The organism is Streptomyces klenkii (genome assembly GCF_003626645.1).
GTDB classification, from domain to species: domain Bacteria; phylum Actinomycetota; class Actinomycetes; order Streptomycetales; family Streptomycetaceae; genus Streptomyces; species Streptomyces klenkii.
On sequence record NZ_RBAM01000008.1, the window covers coordinates 361,963 to 377,282 of the forward strand.

A 15,320-nucleotide genomic window follows, 5' to 3' on the forward strand; every position below is an offset into this window, starting at 1 on the left:
CGCCCGCATGACACGCCGCACCTCCCGCACCTCCCGTACCGCCCGCACCTCGCTCGCCCTTGCGGCCGTCCTCGCCCTGGCCACCGGCTGCGGGGCGAAGGTCGCCGAGGACGGCGACACGGCGAAGACGGGCGAGAAGGCCTCCGGCCACTACCCCGTGACCGTCGAGAACTGCGGGGTGAAGACGACGTACGACAAGGCGCCGCAGCGCGTCGTCACCAACGACGTGAACATCGCCGAGATCATGTTCGCGCTCGGCCTGGAGGACCGCATGGCCGGGTACGTGGCCCCCGATTACCGCGCCGACCGCGAGTCCGTGCCGTGGAAGGACGGCTACAAGAAGGTGCCCTGGCTGTCCAAGAAGGAGATCACCAAGGAGATGGTGCTGGACGCGAAGGCCGACCTGGTCTTCGCCGGCTGGAACTACGGCTTCTCCGAGGGCCGGGGCTTCACGCCCGACGCCCTGAAGAAGCTCGGCGTCGGCTCGTACGTCCTCACCGAGTCCTGCCGCAACGGCGGCGCGGGCAAGGCGCGCGGCGTGATGCCGCCCCTGGAGGCCCTCTACACCGACCTCACCACGCTCGGGAAGGTCTTCGGCGTGGAGGACCGGGCGGCGAAGCTCGTCGCGGGCTTCAAGAAGCAGGTCGCCGAGGCGCAGGCCGGCGTGCCCGCGGACGGCAAGCGGCCCACGGTCTTCCTCTACGACGACGGCCGCGACAAGGCGACCACCTCCGGCGCCTTCGCCGGCCCGCACGACATCATCACCAAGGCCGGCGGCGACCACGTGATGAAGGACCTCAAGGACACCTGGCCCTCGGTCGGCTGGGAGACCGTCGTCGAACGCAACCCCGACGTCATCGTCATCAACAACTACGGCGACGTGACGGCCGAGCAGAAGAAGGAGTTCCTGAAGTCGTACCCGCCGCTCGCGGGCGTCTCGGCCGTCAAGAACGACCGGATCTTCGTCCTCGACTACGTCGACCTCGTCGAGAGCCCCCGCAACCCGGCCGCCATCGCCGCGCTCGCCCGCTATCTCAAGGGGGTACGGGAGCAGTGACGCTGCCTAGACTGGTGGGGTGGTGGACACCGACTGGCAGAGCAACCTCCGTAGGCGCGGGTACCGGCTGACGCCGCAGCGCCAGCTCGTCCTGGAGGCGGTCGACCGGCTGGAGCACGCGACCCCGGACGACATCCTCACCGAGGTCCGGCGCACCGCCGGCGGGGTCAACATCTCCACGGTCTACCGGACCCTGGAGCTGCTGGAGGAGCTGGGCCTGGTCAGCCACGCCCACCTCGGGCACGGCGCCCCGACCTACCACCTCGCCGACCGGCACCACCACATACACCTCGTCTGCCGGGACTGCACGGGCGTCGTCGAGGCCGATCTGTCCGTGGCCGCGGAGTTCACGGACCGGCTCCGCGCGGAGTTCGGCTTCGAGACCGACATGAAGCACTTCGCGATCTTCGGCCGGTGCCGGGAGTGCGCTGCCGGGCGCGCCTCGAAGGAGCCGCCGGCCGCGCCGTAGGCTTGGCCGCATGCCGCGTGAATCGAAAGCCAGCCCGCTGCTGTCGCTGCCCGGCGCCGTCGCCGCCGAGGCCCCTGACGAAGGGGTCGCCGCCCACTACGGCGATCTCTTCCGCGAACAGCGCGCGCTCGCCGGAGGGTCCGGTTTCGTCGACCTCTCGCACCGCGGGGTCGTCACCGTCACCGGGCCCGACCGGCTGAGCTGGCTGCACCTCCTGCTCACCCAGCACGTCAGTGACCTGCCGCCGGGGCGGGCCACGGAAGCGCTGATCCTCTCCGCCAACGGGCACATCGAGCACGCGCTCTCCCTCGTGGACGACGGGGAGACCGTCTGGGCCCACGTCGAGCCCGGCACCCAGGACGCCCTCATCGCCTACCTGGAGAGCATGAAGTTCTTCTACCAGGTCGAGGTCGCCGACCGTACGGACGACTACGCCGTGGTGTACCTGCCCGCGGGTTCGATCGCGGAAGCACCCGAGGGCGCCCTGGCGCGCGAGACGGCGCACGGACGGGAGCTGTTCCTGCCGCGCGCGCTGCTGGAGCCGTTCGCGGCGGCGCACGGCCCCGCCGCGGGCGTCCTCGCCCACGAGGCGCTCCGGGTGGAGGCGCACCGCCCCCGGCTCGGCCTGGAGACCGACCACCGGACGATCCCGCACGAGCTCGGCCTCATCGGCCCGGCCGTCCACCTCCAGAAGGGCTGCTACCGCGGCCAGGAGACCGTGGCCCGCGTCCACAACCTGGGGAAGCCGCCGCGGCGGCTGGTCTTCCTGCACCTCGACGGCAGCGAGGTGTCCCTGCCCCCGCACGGGGCCGCCGTGCGGCTGGCATCCGACGGCCCCGAGGGCCGCCAGCTGGGCTTCGTGACGACCTCGGCCCGCCACTACGAACTGGGCCCGATCGCCCTGGCCCTGGTCAAGCGGAACGTCGCGGTCGACGCGCCCCTGCTGGTGGGCGAGAAGACGGCCGCGACGCAGGAGGTAGTGGTCGAACCGTAAGCGAGGAGGGACCGGGGGGCTTGCCCAGGCCTGCCCCCCGGGAGGCCGTCACACCTCCACGATCACCGTGAACGGGCCGTTGTTCGTCAGCGACACTTTCATGTCCGCGCCGAAGCGGCCCGTCTCCACCTGCGCCCCCAGCTCCCGGAGATGGGCGACGACGGCGTCCACCAAGGGCTCGGCGACCCCGCCGGGGGCAGCCGCGTTCCACGTGGGCCGCCGCCCCTTCCGGGCGTCACCGTAGAGAGTGAACTGCGAGATCACCAGCAGCGGCGCCCCCACGTCCGAACACGACTTCTCGTCCTCGAGGATCCGTACGGACCACAGCTTCCGCGCGAGCTGCTCCGCCTTCGCCGGGGTGTCGTCGTGCGTCACCCCGACGAGGACGCACAGCCCCTGTCCGATGATCTCTCCGACGGTCTCGCCGTCCACGACGACCCGCGCCCCGTCCACCCTCTGCACCACTGCACGCATACGGACCATGATGCCTTGCGTCCATCCAGGGCCGTTCGGGTGCGGAGACCCTGCGCCCGGGCCTCACCCAGTGGCACGATGCGTGCAGGCGGTGCCTTGTGCGGGCACATGTGATGCGGCCGCACACCGCCCGAGGGGAAACGGAAGACGCGCATGACCACACCCATTGAGGACGGCCCCATGCTCAAGGCAGCCGACAGCCTCCAGCCCCGGCCGCCGAGCCAGCGCTCCGGCCGGCAGGCGGACGTCCCCGGCCGCGGCCTCGGCGAGCTGGGCCTGGTGGAGCTGCGCGCCCTGCGCCGGGACGCCCGGCGCGACGAGGCGGACCTCAGCTACGTGCGGCGGCTGCTCCAGGGCCGGATCGACATCCTCCGGGCCGAGCTGGCGCGCCGCTCCTCACCGGGCTCCCCGGTCATGGCCCGCCTCGTCGTGGACCGGCTGTCGGAGATCCTCGCGGACGCCCCCTCGGACCACCGCTCGTCCGCCCGCCACGTGACCGTGGGCACGCCGCACAGCGAGGAGTACCGGCGGCTGGCCGAGGACATGCTGTCGGAGGTGGAGCTGTCGGACCTGGGCGCCCGGACGGACGGCGAGCTGCACGCGGCCATGGACCGCCTGGCCTCGTACGAGCGGCAGGTGTCGGTGCGGCGCCAGCAGCTCCAGCGGACGGCGGACGATTGCAGCGGCGAGATCGCCCGCCGGTACCGCGAGGGGGAAGCACAGGTGGACGACCTCCTCGCGTAAGGCGGCGCGTAGGGCTGCGCATTGCGCATAAGGCCGCGGCCGGCCCGGCGGCCTGCGGAAATCCGCGTGCGGACGCGGCGGCGGCGCGCCTAGCGTCGCGGCCATGAGCCTCGACGTCCGCACGATCACCGAAGACGACCTCCCCGGCTGGGTCCGGGCCCGCCGCACCGGCTACCTCCAGCCGCCCGCCGTGAGCGGGGCGGAGCTCGCGTTCCGCCGCGAGCTGATGGATTTCCCGCGCGCCCAGGGCGCGTTCGACGACGGCCGCTGCGTGGCCACGTACCGCAGCTTCACGCAGCGGCTCAGCGTCCCCGGCGGGGCGTCGGTGACCGCGAACGCCGTCAGCAACGTGAGCGTCTCGGCCACGCACCGCCGCCGCGGCCTGCTCAGCCGCATGATCGACCGCGATCTGCGGGAGGCCGCGGAGCGCGGCGACGCGGCGGCGACGCTGATCGCCGCCGAGTACCCGATCTACGGCCGCTTCGGCTTCGGCCCGGCCACCCGCGTCACGGAGTGGGAGGTGGACGTGCCCCGCGCGGGGCTGGACCCGCGCCACGCCGGCCCGGGCGACGGCGGGCGCGTCGACTTCGTGGACATAGCCGACCTGCGGGAACACGGGCCCGCGCTGTACGAGCGGGTACGGGCCGCCCGGCACGGCCTCGTCGACCGCACGGACGTGTGGTGGCGGCGGAACACCGGCGCGCTCCCGATGGACGACGCCCCCTGGACCGAGCCGTTCGCCGTGGTCTACCGGCCGGCGGACGGCGCCGGCCGCATCGACGGGTTGCTCGTCTTCACCGCCGACGACAGGTGGGAGGCCAAGCTGCCGCACCAGACGGCGACCGTGCTCGACCTCGTCGCGGTCTCCCCCGCCGCCGAGCGCGCCCTCTGGCTGTTCCTGCTGTCCGTGGACTGGATCACCCGCGTCCGCACCAGCTACCGCGCGCCGGACGACCTCCTGCCGGACCTGCTCCCGGACCCGCGGGCCGCGCGCGTGGTCACGGACGCCGACCTGATGTGGCTGCGCCCCCTGGACGTACCGGCGCTGCTGCGCTCCCGTACGTACCCCGTGGCCGGCTCGCTCGTCCTCGACGTCACCGACACCGCCGACGCCACCGGCACGGCCGGGCCCGCCGCCGGCCGCTTCCTGCTGGAGGCCGGCCCCGACGGCGCCTCCTGCACCCGTACGGCGCGGCCGGCCGATCTGTCGCTGTCCGCCGCCGCGCTGGGCAGCCTCTTCCTGGGCGGCGAATCCGCCGTGCGGCTCGCGGCCCTCGGGCGCGCGGCGGAGGAGCGGCCCGGCGCGGCGGACCGGGCGGACGCGCTGCTGCGCACGGGGCGGCGGCCCTGGTGCGCCGACATCTTCTGAGGTCAACGGCAGGCGCGGAACATGACATTCAAAAAGGGACCTTCCAGATAATCCCCGCGATTCACCCAACGGCCCTTGACCTCAAGCTGTATTGAGGTTCCAGACTTCCCTCAACGGAACGGCTCACGGGCCCACCCACCAGCGCAGCACCATCACCGCCCACGACTCCCAGAAGGTCCCCATCGTGTCCGAGAGCACCTACCGCCTCGCCGTCATCGTCGGTTCCACCCGCGACGGGCGCTTCGGCCCCACCGTCGCCAAGTGGTTCACCGAGCAGGCCGCCCGCCACGGCGGCATGGAGATCGACCTCATCGACCTGGCCCTCCACCCGCTGCCGGTGCGGATCACCAAGGAGCCGACCGCCGAAGAAGCCGCGGCGCTCGCCGAGGTGACGCCCCGTCTGGAGCGGGCCGACGCGTTCGTCGTACTGACGCCCGAGTACAACCACAGCTACCCGGCGTCCCTGAAGAACCTCATCGACTGGCACTACACGCAGTGGCGCGCCAAGCCCGTCGCCTTCGTCTCGTACGGCGGCCTGGCCGGCGGCCTGCGCGCGGTCGAGCACCTGCGCCCGGTCTTCACCGAGCTGCACGCCGCGCCCATCCGCGAGCAGGTCAGCTTCCACAGCCCCTGGGGCAAGTTCGACGCCGACGGCCGGCACCTGGACCCGGAGGCCGGCGAGCAGGCCGCCGGCGCGGCGAAGGTCATGCTGGACCAGCTGAGCTGGTGGGCCCTGTCCCTGCGGGAGGCGCGCGCCGCCCGCCCGTACGGCGCCTGACCGGCGCCGTACACACGAACTCCTGCCTCCGGCCCTACCCCCGTTGGGGCCGGTGGCAGGCATGTCGTGCCGAGCGGGCGCGCTCCATCACCCTCCTCCCGGTGCGCGCCCGCGAGATACCCCCGGATGGGGCTGATTCGGGAACCGGTTCAGGAACTGATCCGGGAATTACGGCCCTTGCGCGCCGCTTAGCCTGAAGCGCGGCCGGCCGGACGGACGGAACGGCCGGCACAGCAGAAGCAACAGGGGGGTTGGATGAAGCAGCGTCCGTACCACTGCGGGATCGACGCCGCTCTCGACGTCATCGACGGCAAGTGGAAAGTGCTCGTCCTGTGGGCGCTGGACTCCGGCGCGCGCCGCTTCGGCGAGACGAAGCGGCTGCTGCCGGGCATCAGCGAGAAGGTCCTGGCGCAGCAGCTCCGCGAGCTGGAGGCCGACGGCATCGTCCACCGCGAGGTCTACGACCAGGTGCCGCCGAAGGTGGAGTACTCGCTGACCGAGCGGGGCCGCGCCCTGAACCGGGCCCTGACGCCGCTGAACGTCTGGGGGAAGGAGCGGCTCGCCCTCCTGGACGCGGAGGCGGAGGAGCAGGCTCAGTCCGCGTGAGCGGGCTGCGCGTCCGCATCAGCGTCAATAGGGCCGTTGTCCGGCCAGAGGGCGTCGGGAAAGGCGGCTTCGTCGGAGTCGGTGTCGGGCATGAGGGCGGCGAGCATCTGCTGGGCGGTCGTCGCGTTCTCGATGCCGCGGGGCAGCATGACGCTTTCGTAGGCGTCGAGGGCTTCGTCGACGGTGGCGTGGCCGATGACGGCCCGGGCGAGTTCGGCGCCGTCGAGCAGGGCGAGGTTGGCGCCGACGCCGACGGGCGGCATCAGATGGGCGGCGTCGCCGAGCAGCGTGACGCCGGGGACGCGCCGCCACGAGTGGGGCACGGGCAGGACGAACATGGGCCGGTTGATGAACTCGCCCTCGTTGGCGCGCAGGATGTCCAGCAGGCTCTCGTCCCAGCCCTGGTACTGGGCGAGGAGCCGGGCGCGCACCGCCTCGGTGTCCGCGAGGTCGAGGCCGGCGTGCCAGTCCTCGGGGCCGCGGAACATCACGTAAGCGCGGACGTGTCCGTTGCTGTTGCGCTGCAAGAACAGGCTGTGGCGGCCCGCCTTGGCGGACATGGTGCCGCGGCCGACCAGGTGCGCGATGCCGGGGTGACGGCGGTCGACGTCGTCGAAGTGGGCTTCCACCATCGCGACGCCGGAGTAGACGGGCAGGGCGCCGGAGAGCGCGGGGCGCACCCGTGACCAGGCGCCGTCGGCGCCGATGACCAGGTCGAACTCCTCGTCGGCGCCGCCTTGAAGGTGCAGCCGGACGGTGCCTTGAGGCAGTGGCGTGACCGCCTCCACGGAGCGGCCCCAGCGGACCGTTCCGGGGGCGAGCGAGTCCAGCAGGAGCGTACGCAGCTGGCCGCGGTCGATCTCGGGCCTGCTCAGGTCCCCCTCGCCGGCCCGGTCGTGGCGGATCAGGGTCGCGCGGCGGTCGTACATGCGCCACTCCTGGCTTTCGGGCCGGGACAGCGCGAGGAACCGGTCGAACAGTCCGGCCTCGCGCAGGGCCGCCTGGCCGGTGTCTTCGTGGATGTCGAGGGTGCCGCCCTGCGAGCGGGAGCCGGCGCCTGCTTCCCGCTCGAAGACCGTGACCGGCACGCCGTGCTGCTGGAGGACGCGTGCGCAGACGAGGCCGCCGGGGCCTGCGCCGCTGATCGCGATGCGAGGGGTCGTGGGCAGGGTCGTGGACATGAGGGTCACGCTCCGTTCTGCGGAGGAAGACGGGTCGGACGTACCGCTCCACAGAAACACAGCCGCTCCAAAAGTACAATCGCTCCGACTTTTGATCCGATCGCCTTAGCGATCGGATCCCGCCAGGGAGGTAGGGTGGGGGCATGCCCGAGACGACGACTGGACGCCGCGAGCGCAAGAAGGCTCAGACCCGGCAGGCCCTGGCGGACGCCGCCCTGCGCCTGTTCACCGAGCGCGGCTTCGACAACGTCGGGGTGCGCGAGGTGGCGGAGGCGGCCGACGTCTCGCTGAGCACGCTCTTCAAGCACTTCCCCAGCAAGGAAGCCCTCATCTTCGACCTGGACGCGGACATCGAGAGCGCCCTGGTCAGCGCCGTTCGCGACCGGGCGCCCGGGCAGTCCGTGCTGCACGCCCTGCGCGACCACATGGCGTCCACCCGCACCGCCGTGCCGGCCGACGACCCCATGTTCACCCTCGTCGAATCCACTCCCGCGCTGCGGGAGTACGCCCGGCGCATGTGGTCGCGCCACGAGGAGTCGCTGGCCGCCGCCCTCGCCGACGCCACCGGGCTCGCCGCGGACGACCCCGCCGTCGCCGGCCTGGCCCGCTTCGCCCTGGAAGCCCCCGGCGTGGCCCGCACGAGCGAGGACCCGGCCCGGACCGTGCGCGAGCTGTTCGCCCTGCTGGAAAACGGCTGGGCCACGACCCCCTTGGCGGACGGGCGCTGATCGCCCACCGGGCCTTTTGCTCGGACCGGAACTATTACGTGCCGATCTTTGCATTGCCGCCGCGGCATCCCGTGACAAGCCTTGAGGTGAACGCACCACAGGTGCAAGGCAGTTACTGAGATGCACATCGGCAGCGCTGGGAGAAGGCCGTGCGAAACAAGAGTGTTCTGATCTCCGGAGCGAGCGTGACGGGGCTGGCCCTGGCGTACTGGTTGCAGCGCGCCGGATTCCGGCCGACGGTCGTGGAACGGGCGCCCGGCCTGCGCAAGGGCGGGCAGGCCCTCGACATCCGCGGCGCCGCGCTCGACGTCGTGAAACGCATGGAACTGCTCGACGAAATCCGGGCAGCGACGACGAACATGCGCGGAATGTCGTTCGTGGACGGCCGGGGCGAGGAGCTGAGCAGGACCACCGAGGCCACTCTGACCGGCGGACTGATCGACAACGACGACGTGGAAATCATGCGCGACGACTTAACGACGTTGCTGTTCGAAGCGGGCCGCACCGGCACCGAGTACCTCTTCGGTGACGTCATCACCTCCCTCACGCAGGACGACACCGCCGTCGACGTCACCTTCCGGGACGGCCCTCCGCGCCGCTTCGACCTGGTGATCGGCTCGGACGGGCTGCACTCCGGCGTGCGGCGGCTGGCCTTCGGCCCGGAGCGGGAGTTCGTCCATTTCCTCGGCAGTTATCTCGCGGTCTTCAGCGTGGAGAACTTCCTCGGCCTCGACCACTGGCAGATGTACCACTCCGCCGGCGACGCGCTGGTCGGCGTCTACAGCGCGCGGCAGAACACCGAGGCCCGGGCGATGCTGGTGTTCCGGTCCGCCGAACTCGACTTCAACCACCGGGATCACGACCGGCAGAAGAACATCCTCGCCGAGCGCTTCGCCGACATCGGCTGGGAAACGCCCCGGCTGCTGGCGCGCATGCGGGAGGCCCCGGACTTCTACTTCGACTCGATGAGCCAGGCCCGCCTCGGCCGCTGGTCGAACGGGCGGGTCGCCCTCGTCGGCGACGCGGGTTACTGCGCTTCGCCGCAGTCCGGCCAGGGCACCAGCCTCGCCCTCGTCGGCGCCTACGTCCTCGCCGGCGAACTCGCGAACAGCCGCGGCGACCACCGCGCGGCCTTCACCCACTACGAACGGGCGATGCGGGCCTACGTCCGCAAGAACCAGCAACTCGCCCAGAACAGGGCCGACGGCAGGACGGTCCCCCCGTCCACCCTCGCCGAAGCAGCCGACGCCATCTCCCTCCCGGACTACCCGCCCCACAACTGACATCTCCTCCCCCTCGAACAGCCTGCATCGATCGACTTCGATGCAGGCTTGCACCTTGAATCGAAGAACGTCAACATAGAAGTATGTCGAATCAAGAGTTCGTGGTGCTCGGCCAGGAAGGCTCCGACGGCTGCTGCCCCGGCCTGCTGACCGCGCCGCTGCCCGAGGATCAGGCCGTCGAGCTGGCGAAGGTCTTCAAGGCCCTGGGCGACCCGGTGCGGCTGCGGCTGCTGTCGATGATCGCCACCCGGGCGGGCGGCGAGGTGTGCGTCTGCGACCTGACCCCGGCGTTCGACCTGTCGCAGCCGACGATCTCCCACCATCTCAAGCTCCTGCGCGAAGCCGGGCTGATCGCTTCCGAGCGGCGCGGGACCTGGGTGTACTACCGGCTGCTGCCGGAGATGACCGACCGCCTCGCCGGGATCCTGACCCGGCCTGCCGACGAGCCCCTGCCCGAGGCCGCCACCGGCCTGCCGGCCGCCGCCCCGGAAGGTTCCACCCGTGCCTGAGTCCAAGCCGTCGGTGCTGTTCGTGTGCGTCCACAACGCCGGACGCTCCCAGATGGGCGCCGCCTTCCTCACCCACCTCAGCGCCGGCCGCGTCGAGGTCCGCTCCGCCGGATCCGCCCCGGCCGAGACGGTCAACCCGGCCGTCGTGGAGGCCATGCGAGAGGTCGGCATCGACATCTCGGCCGAGACGCCGAAGGCCCTCACAGCGGAGGCGGTGCGGTCCTCGGACGTGGTCATCACCATGGGCTGCGGGGACGCGTGCCCGTACTTCCCCGGCAAGCGCTACCTCGACTGGACGCTGGAAGACCCCGCCGGCCAAGGCGTCGACGCCGTACGCCCGATCCGCGACGAGATCGAGAACCGCATCCGCGGCCTGCTCGCGGAACTCGGCATCGAACCCCGCGCGTAACCACTGCCGCCAACCGCACGCGGCGCGCGTGAACACTTTTGCAAGCAGGGTGCTTGCAAAAGTTAGCAGCATGGGGCAGCATCGGGGCATGGCATCACTCAACGTCGGCAATCTCGGCGAGTATCTGCGCGAGCAGCGGCGCAATGCGCAGCTCACCTTGCGGCAGCTCGCCGATGCCGCGGGAGTGTCCAACCCGTATCTCAGCCAGATCGAGCGCGGCCTGCGCAAGCCGAGCGCCGAGATCCTCCAGCAGCTCGCGAAGGCGCTGCGGATCTCCGCCGAGACCTTGTACGTGCAGGCCGGGATCCTCGACGAGCGGGACCGGGACGAGGCGGAGGTCCGCAGTGTGATCCTCGCCGACCCCTCGATCAACGAGCAGCAGAAGCAGGTGCTGCTACAGATCTACGAGTCCTTCCGCAAGGAGAACGGGCTCTCGACGGACGACGCCAGCAAACACTCCAGCTGACCCGGGAGAAGCATCGCCATGGCCATCACCACGCAGGACATCCGCAACGCGGCGACCGACACGGCCTACGCCGCCGCGGGTGCCGCGGACCTCACCGCGGAGAAGATCGGGCAGTTCATCACCGAGGCGCCCGAGCGCTTCGAGAAGCTGAAGAAGACCGACCCCAAGGTCGTGGGCGAGCGGGCGAAGCAGCAGGCCAAGGAGGCCCAGGCCACCCTGACCACGAAGTTCAGCGAGGTCGTCGGCTCGCTCGACAGCGACGTGAAGAACCTGGGCCAGACCGTGCAGGACCTCGCCCTCAAGGGCGTCGGCCAGGCCGTCGGGTACGCGGCGGTGGCCGGTGAGCAGTTCGAGAAGCTGACCGAGCGCGGCCGGGTGGCCGTGAAGCAGTGGCGCGGCGAGGCCGCCGACGAGTTCCAGGACATCGCCGTGGCCATCGAGCCGGAGCCGAAGGCTGCCGAGGACAAGGCGGCTGAGGACAAGGCCGTCGCCGACGCCTCCGAGGCCGCCGGCGACGGCGACGACAAGCCCGCCGCCGCCCGCAAGCCCGCCGCCCGCAAGACGGCCGCGGCGAAGAAGCCCGAGGCCAAGGCCGGCGAGTAAGCGCAGGTCCGCAGGTCACGACCGTGAGCGGACGGCCCGGGCACATTTCGCGTGCCCGGGCCGTTCTGCGGGTACGGTGGCGGTCAGGGCCCGGACGAGACAGGCGACGAGAAGGGTGAGGTGGGCGACGTGCTGGTGCAAGCCTTCGGCCAGGTCATGTACTGGATCTCCATCGGCCTGCTCGTCTTCAGCCTGGTCGCGTTCGTCAACGCCGCCGTGCACCGCGAGGACGCCTACCGCGCCGCGGACAAGCAGTCCAAGCCGTTCTGGCTGATCATCCTCGGCGTCGCCGTCGCCGTGAACCTGTTCATGGGGATCATGAGCTTCCTGCCGGTCCTCGGCCTGGTCGCCACGATCGTCTACGTCGTGGACGTCCGCCCGGCGCTCAAGCAGGTCGGTGGCGGCCGCGGCCCGCGCCGCCGGGGCCGCGGCTCCAGCTCCGACGGCCCCTACGGCCCGTACAACGGCGGCCGCTGAGGCGGGAGCGGCCGCTTCCGCTACGTCCGTACGGACCGGACCGCCCGCACCTCGCGCTCCCTGTGCGCCGCCCGGCCGTCCGCCGGCCGTTCCGCCCACCGGCTGCCGCGGTCGAGCAGCAGCACCGCCAAGTCGTCCGTCAGTTCCCCGCCGTTGAGGGCCTGCACCTCGGCGACCGTCGCGTCCAGGAGCTCCTCGCCGTGCAGTCCCTCGGCGAGCCCGCGGCTGATCAGCTCGACCATGCCGTCCTGGCCCAGGCGCCGCGCGCCGGCCCCGACCCGGCCCTCGATCAGCCCGTCCGTGTACATCAGCAGGCTCCACAGGCCGCCGAGTTCGACCTGGCGGCGCGGCCAGCGGGCGCGCCGGAGCAGGCCGAGCGCGGGGCCGCCGTCCTCCTGGGGCAGCAGCCGCGGCGCCCGCCCGGGGCGCACGAGCAGCGGGGCGGGGTGGCCGGCGAGGCTGAGGCCCGCGCGGCGCCCGTCCGCCGATATGTCGACCGCGCACAGCGTCGCGAAGGTCTCGTCGTCGGCGCGCTCGTGCTCCAGGACCTGCTGGAGGGTGGCGAGCAGTTCGTCGCCGCAGAGCCCGGCGAAGGTCAGCGCCCGCCAGGCGATGCGGAGTTCGACGCCGAGGGCGGCCTCGTCGGGGCCGTGGCCGCTGACGTCGCCGATCATGGCGTGCACGGTGCCGTCGGGCGTGCGGACCATGTCGTAGAAGTCGCCGCCGAGCAGGGCGCGGCTGCGGCCGGGCCGGTAGCGGGCGGCGAAGCGCAGGCCGGAGCCGGCGAGCAGCGGGGTGGGCAGCAGGCCGCGCTCCAGGCGGGCGTTCTCCTGGGCGCGCAGCCGGGACTCGGTGAGCTGCCGCTGGGTGAGGTCGGCGCGCTTGCGCTCGACGGCGTAGCGGATGGCCCGGCTGAGGACGCGCCCGTCGAGCTCGTCGCGCGAGAGGTAGTCCTGGGCGCCGACGCGTACGGCTTCGGCCGCGCGCTCGGTGTCCGCCTCGGCGGTCAGGGCGAGGACGGCGTGGTGCGGGGCGAGGCGCAGCACCTGGCGCAGGGTGTCCAGTTCGTCGGGCCGGCCGGCGGCCGGGCCGGTGCCGGCGGCTCCGGCGTCCGCCAGGTCGAGGAGGATGCAGTGGACGTCGTCGGTGAGGAGCCGCTCGGCCTCGGTGAGGTTGCGGGCGGTGCGGATGCGGACCGGGCTGCCCACGGCACCGGACATTTCAGTGATGTCCGGCATCGAGAGGGGCCCGGCGGGGTCGCCCTCGATCACCAGGAGGGTCAGTCCGGTGTCGGGCGACGTGGTCACCGGCTCCGCGGACCTCGGCGCGGGTACGGACATGTCTTCGGTTTCCTTCCTCCCCCAGCTACCGCTGGGGGTGCCTCCGCCCCCTGAGGCACGGCCCCCGCGACCGGCGGGGTGCCGAACGCGACCCTAGCGTCAGGGCATGGTCGAACGGAATGGAGCGGAGCCACTCGCCGCTGTCATATGCCCTAACCGGAGCGGCATTTGGCGCGTGAGGGGAGAAACACGCGATGACAAACATCACCCCGACGGGGGTCCTTGTGTGCGACCCGCGTCACACGTCTCGCCATTCCGGCGGATCATGAAGCACGCACCGGTCCGGTTGCCGCGGATTCCGCCGGACTCTCGCGGCGGTGGCGTCTCGCCGTTGCGGCGGCGGCATTCTTCGCGGCCCGCCGTCCCGGCGAAAAGGTGCCCGCCGCAACGGTGAGAAGGCACCGCGGCGAGGGTCCGGCGGAATGGCGCGATCACCGCAACCGACGGCCCCGGTCTAGGCCGGGCGCACGACGCCCAGGACCGGCATCGAGCCCGCCCCCGCGATCGTCACCTGGCGCCCCGGCCGCGGTGCGTGCACGATCGCGCCGTCGCCCACGTACATCCCGACGTGACTCGCGTCGCCGAAGTAGATGATCAGGTCGCCCGGCCGCATGTCCTTGAGGTCCACCTTGGGCAGCAGCCGCCACTGGTCCTGCGAGGTCCGCGGTATCGCCCGGCCCGCGGCCGCCCAGGCCCCCCGCGTCAGCCCGGAGCAGTCGTACGTGTCCGGTCCCTCAGCGCCCCACACGTAGTTCTTGCCGATCTGGGCGGTCGCGAAGTCGACGGCCCGCCTGCCCTCGGCGGTGGCCGCGCCCGAGCCCTTGAGGCCGGCGCCCTTCACCGCGTCCGAGGCGAGCCACTTCTGCTGGGCCTGGCGGGCCCGCTCCTCCTCCAGCAGGCGCAGCCGCTCCCGCTCCTTCTCCTCCAGCTTCGACTCCAGCTCCTTGGCGGCCGCGAGCTTGGCCTCGATCTCCTTCTTCGCGCCCTCCTTCTTGCGGCGCTCGCCGTCGAGGGTCTTCCAGCGCTCGCCGGCGGCCTTGGCGTAGCCGTCGAGGGCCTTCTGCGCGGCGGCGACCTGGGTGATCAGCCCGCGCGTGGCGGCCTGTCCCTTGTGGGTGAGGGCCGCGCCGTCGAAGAAGCTCTCGGGGGAGCCGGAGAGGAGGAGCCGGACCTGGGGCGGCAGGCTGCCGTCGCGGTACTGGGCGCGGGCCAGGGAGCCGGCCTGGTTCTTGAGGCGGTTCATCCGCTCCTGCTCCTCGGCCGCGGACTTGGCGATCTCGGCGATCGACTTCTCCTGGCGGCGCTGGGCCTCGCTCGCTGCGTTGTAGGCGTCCGTGGCGGCCTCGGCCTGCCGGTAGAGGCTCTCCACCTCCTGGTGGACGTCCTCCAGCGTGCGCGGTGGCTTGGGTTCCGCATACGCGGTGCCGGGCATGGTGGCCACCACCCCGGCCACGGCCAGGACGCATATCAATGCGGTCACCGAGATCACGCGTCTGCCTCCGCAGCCCTCACCCCTGCCGCCCGCCATGCTGCCAGGGTTCTCAGCGTCCGCATTCCAGCCGTAGCTCCGGCCGTTCCGCCCCACAGACCACCTCCGCGGTCATTGCCCCCACGTCTGACATGCCGTCACGCGAGCAAGGGATGCTGCCACGCCACCCCGTAATCCGACAGAGATCTGCGTCACACTGCGGGAAGTGCGACGCGCATGCGCAGGACGGACCGCACAAGACCGGCCACACCGCCCCTTCCCCCGATTTCAAGATCCTTTCGAGAGACACCACCCTGATGGGTGAGGTTCACTCTCCGTTCACTCTCCCCCATCGACCGCTTCAC

Annotated in this window: 18 protein-coding genes; 14 read left to right on the forward strand and 4 right to left on the reverse strand. The window is 71.9% G+C overall.

What is annotated here, in order from left to right:
* Nucleotides 1-7 precede the first annotated feature (7 nt).
* Genes D7231_RS21570 through ygfZ form a run of 3 tightly spaced genes read left to right on the forward strand, consistent with a single transcriptional unit; the run spans nucleotide 8 to nucleotide 2,520 of the window.
* Nucleotides 8-1,057, forward strand: coding sequence for an ABC transporter substrate-binding protein (locus D7231_RS21570; RefSeq protein ID WP_120757114.1), 1,050 nt, complete (start codon nucleotides 8-10; stop codon nucleotides 1,055-1,057).
* 19 nt (nucleotides 1,058-1,076) lie between these two features.
* Nucleotides 1,077-1,526: a Fur family transcriptional regulator gene (locus tag D7231_RS21575; RefSeq protein WP_030367129.1), complete on the forward strand. Its 450-nt coding sequence runs from the start codon at nucleotides 1,077-1,079 to the stop codon at nucleotides 1,524-1,526.
* 10 nt (nucleotides 1,527-1,536) lie between these two features.
* A complete protein-coding gene (ygfZ, locus tag D7231_RS21580) occupies nucleotides 1,537-2,520 on the forward strand; it encodes a CAF17-like 4Fe-4S cluster assembly/insertion protein YgfZ (protein WP_120757115.1) in 984 nt (327 codons plus the stop codon).
* A gap of 48 nt (nucleotides 2,521-2,568) precedes the next feature.
* On the opposite strand, the gene dtd is transcribed toward ygfZ, so the two are convergent.
* Entirely contained in the window at nucleotides 2,569-2,994 is a 426-nt protein-coding gene (gene dtd, locus D7231_RS21585) for a D-aminoacyl-tRNA deacylase (protein ID WP_120757183.1), read from the reverse strand.
* 153 nt (nucleotides 2,995-3,147) lie between these two features.
* On the opposite strand from dtd, the gene D7231_RS21590 reads away from it, so the two are divergent.
* The 4 genes from D7231_RS21590 to D7231_RS21605 all read left to right on the forward strand — a co-directional run bounded on the left by D7231_RS21590 (nucleotide 3,148) and on the right by D7231_RS21605 (nucleotide 6,491).
* A complete protein-coding gene (locus tag D7231_RS21590; protein ID WP_228774054.1) occupies nucleotides 3,148-3,738 on the forward strand; it encodes an RsiG family protein in 591 nt (196 codons plus the stop codon).
* Between the two features lie 103 nt (nucleotides 3,739-3,841).
* A complete protein-coding gene (locus tag D7231_RS21595; protein WP_120757116.1) occupies nucleotides 3,842-5,107 on the forward strand; it encodes a GNAT family N-acetyltransferase in 1,266 nt (421 codons plus the stop codon).
* A 184-nt stretch (nucleotides 5,108-5,291) separates the two neighbouring features.
* The gene (locus D7231_RS21600; RefSeq protein WP_120757185.1) at nucleotides 5,292-5,885 is read left to right on the forward strand and encodes an NADPH-dependent FMN reductase; all 594 of its coding nucleotides are present in this window, start codon (nucleotides 5,292-5,294) and stop codon (nucleotides 5,883-5,885) included.
* Between the two features lie 255 nt (nucleotides 5,886-6,140).
* A complete protein-coding gene (locus tag D7231_RS21605) occupies nucleotides 6,141-6,491 on the forward strand; it encodes a winged helix-turn-helix transcriptional regulator (RefSeq protein WP_120757117.1) in 351 nt (116 codons plus the stop codon).
* Here D7231_RS21605 and D7231_RS21610 read toward each other — a convergent pair.
* Nucleotides 6,479-7,672 (reverse strand): FAD-dependent oxidoreductase, encoded by a 1,194-nt coding sequence (locus D7231_RS21610; RefSeq protein WP_241999837.1) that lies wholly within the window; start codon nucleotides 7,670-7,672, stop codon nucleotides 6,479-6,481. The two genes, D7231_RS21605 and D7231_RS21610, sit on opposite strands and share 13 nt — an antisense overlap.
* Before the next feature lie 143 nt (nucleotides 7,673-7,815).
* Here D7231_RS21610 and D7231_RS21615 point away from each other — a divergent pair, with 143 nt between their 5' ends.
* The 7 genes from D7231_RS21615 (at nucleotide 7,816) to D7231_RS21645 (ending at nucleotide 12,147) form a co-directional block, all read left to right on the forward strand.
* A complete protein-coding gene (locus tag D7231_RS21615; protein ID WP_120757118.1) occupies nucleotides 7,816-8,400 on the forward strand; it encodes a TetR/AcrR family transcriptional regulator in 585 nt (194 codons plus the stop codon).
* A gap of 149 nt (nucleotides 8,401-8,549) precedes the next feature.
* Nucleotides 8,550-9,683, forward strand: a complete 1,134-nt coding sequence (locus D7231_RS21620; RefSeq protein ID WP_120757119.1) for an FAD-dependent monooxygenase — start codon at nucleotides 8,550-8,552, stop codon at nucleotides 9,681-9,683.
* An 83-nt stretch (nucleotides 9,684-9,766) separates the two neighbouring features.
* Entirely contained in the window at nucleotides 9,767-10,192 is a 426-nt protein-coding gene (locus tag D7231_RS21625; RefSeq protein ID WP_120757120.1) for an ArsR/SmtB family transcription factor, read from the forward strand.
* Complete coding sequence (locus D7231_RS21630; protein ID WP_120757121.1) at nucleotides 10,185-10,601, forward strand: arsenate reductase ArsC; 417 nt, start codon at nucleotides 10,185-10,187, stop codon at nucleotides 10,599-10,601. The genes D7231_RS21625 and D7231_RS21630 overlap by 8 nt, the downstream gene beginning before the upstream one ends.
* A gap of 88 nt (nucleotides 10,602-10,689) precedes the next feature.
* Nucleotides 10,690-11,067, forward strand: a complete 378-nt coding sequence (locus D7231_RS21635) for a helix-turn-helix domain-containing protein (RefSeq protein WP_120757122.1) — start codon at nucleotides 10,690-10,692, stop codon at nucleotides 11,065-11,067.
* Between the two features lie 18 nt (nucleotides 11,068-11,085).
* Nucleotides 11,086-11,670: a hypothetical protein gene (locus D7231_RS21640; RefSeq protein ID WP_120757123.1), complete on the forward strand. Its 585-nt coding sequence runs from the start codon at nucleotides 11,086-11,088 to the stop codon at nucleotides 11,668-11,670.
* 129 nt (nucleotides 11,671-11,799) lie between these two features.
* Entirely contained in the window at nucleotides 11,800-12,147 is a 348-nt protein-coding gene (locus D7231_RS21645; protein ID WP_241999838.1) for a DUF2516 family protein, read from the forward strand.
* Nucleotides 12,148-12,167: 20 nt separating this feature from the next.
* Here the strand turns inward: D7231_RS21645 and D7231_RS21650 are convergent, their stop codons facing one another.
* Entirely contained in the window at nucleotides 12,168-13,487 is a 1,320-nt protein-coding gene (locus D7231_RS21650; protein WP_120757124.1) for a PP2C family protein-serine/threonine phosphatase, read from the reverse strand.
* Nucleotides 13,488-13,941: 454 nt separating this feature from the next.
* Nucleotides 13,942-14,967, reverse strand: coding sequence for a C40 family peptidase (locus D7231_RS21655; RefSeq protein ID WP_241999839.1), 1,026 nt, complete (start codon nucleotides 14,965-14,967; stop codon nucleotides 13,942-13,944).
* Between the last annotated feature and the right edge of the window lie 353 nt (nucleotides 14,968-15,320).

What these genes read in the sequence shown, in the direction of transcription:
- D7231_RS21570 (WP_120757114.1), top strand. Translation starts at nt 8, where the DNA reads ATGACACGCCGCACCTCCCGCACCTCCCGTACCGCCCGCACCTCGCTC.
- ygfZ (WP_120757115.1), top strand. Translation starts at nt 1,537, where the DNA reads ATGCCGCGTGAATCGAAAGCCAGCCCGCTGCTGTCGCTGCCCGGCGCC.
- dtd (WP_120757183.1), bottom strand. Translation starts at nt 2,994, where the DNA reads ATGCGTGCAGTGGTGCAGAGGGTGGACGGGGCGCGGGTCGTCGTGGAC.
- D7231_RS21590 (WP_228774054.1), top strand. Translation starts at nt 3,148, where the DNA reads ATGACCACACCCATTGAGGACGGCCCCATGCTCAAGGCAGCCGACAGC.
- D7231_RS21595 (WP_120757116.1), top strand. Translation starts at nt 3,842, where the DNA reads ATGAGCCTCGACGTCCGCACGATCACCGAAGACGACCTCCCCGGCTGG.
- D7231_RS21605 (WP_120757117.1), top strand. Translation starts at nt 6,141, where the DNA reads ATGAAGCAGCGTCCGTACCACTGCGGGATCGACGCCGCTCTCGACGTC.
- D7231_RS21610 (WP_241999837.1), bottom strand. Translation starts at nt 7,672, where the DNA reads ATGTCCACGACCCTGCCCACGACCCCTCGCATCGCGATCAGCGGCGCA.
- D7231_RS21615 (WP_120757118.1), top strand. Translation starts at nt 7,816, where the DNA reads ATGCCCGAGACGACGACTGGACGCCGCGAGCGCAAGAAGGCTCAGACC.
- D7231_RS21625 (WP_120757120.1), top strand. Translation starts at nt 9,767, where the DNA reads ATGTCGAATCAAGAGTTCGTGGTGCTCGGCCAGGAAGGCTCCGACGGC.
- D7231_RS21635 (WP_120757122.1), top strand. Translation starts at nt 10,690, where the DNA reads ATGGCATCACTCAACGTCGGCAATCTCGGCGAGTATCTGCGCGAGCAG.
- D7231_RS21640 (WP_120757123.1), top strand. Translation starts at nt 11,086, where the DNA reads ATGGCCATCACCACGCAGGACATCCGCAACGCGGCGACCGACACGGCC.
- D7231_RS21650 (WP_120757124.1), bottom strand. Translation starts at nt 13,487, where the DNA reads ATGTCCGTACCCGCGCCGAGGTCCGCGGAGCCGGTGACCACGTCGCCC.